Here is a 520-nt window from a genome sequence, read left to right on the forward strand (position 1 = left end):
TAAAGGCTCCCTCAGGAACCTTGAGTATTACCATCAGTGAGTGTATTTATCGTCTTCTGTCAGACCATCCGCGCCCACCTTGGAGTTATAAGCTTCCAGACCCTCAGCCAGTCCGCCCAAGATGTTAACGTCAGGGGTCAGCTTAGAGATTTGGAACTTGTGACGCTCCAGTAGTTTACCAATGGCGTTGTACAGCTGAGGGGTTCGCTTCTCAGGATTCTTCAGGTCCATAAGCATCTGCTGAGCCATCTCAGTGTCTAACATTTCGAGGAACTTAATCAGGTCCATATGTTACTCCTTATTAGCTTTCTTCCAGTCAATGATTTTATCGACTACCTTGGCACCAATCTGAACCACTGTGTAGGCGATTGCCGCGACGTAGAACCACTCGTTGAGTGAGAGGCCCCAGAAGAGCCTCGCTACACCATCGGCCCCAGCGACCCCCGCAATGGGAGCCGCCTTGATAACTTCGTTGTTGAAGTCTAGGGACAACATGTTACCTCCTTATGGACCAATAACC

The 520-nt window shown here is 49.6% G+C and carries 2 protein-coding genes; both read right to left on the minus strand.

Features of this window, described 5'->3' with window-relative positions:
• Window positions 1-33 precede the first annotated feature (33 nt).
• Entirely contained in the window at window positions 34-288 is a 255-nt protein-coding gene (locus HGP29_RS29170; protein WP_168885859.1) for a DNA packaging protein, read from the minus strand.
• 3 nt (window positions 289-291) lie between these two features.
• On the minus strand, window positions 292-495 hold the full coding sequence (locus HGP29_RS28635) for a phage holin family protein (RefSeq protein WP_015991483.1): 204 nt from the start codon (window positions 493-495) through the stop codon (window positions 292-294).
• Between the last annotated feature and the right edge of the window lie 25 nt (window positions 496-520).

Source organism: Flammeovirga agarivorans (assembly GCF_012641475.1).
In the GTDB taxonomy this organism is placed as follows: Bacteria; Bacteroidota; Bacteroidia; order Cytophagales; family Flammeovirgaceae; genus Flammeovirga; species Flammeovirga agarivorans.

Excerpts from the sequence above, each read along its gene's own strand:
- HGP29_RS29170 (WP_168885859.1), bottom strand. The coding sequence starts at position 288 with ATGGACCTGATTAAGTTCCTCGAAATGTTAGACACTGAGATGGCTCAG.
- HGP29_RS28635 (WP_015991483.1), bottom strand. The coding sequence starts at position 495 with ATGTTGTCCCTAGACTTCAACAACGAAGTTATCAAGGCGGCTCCCATT.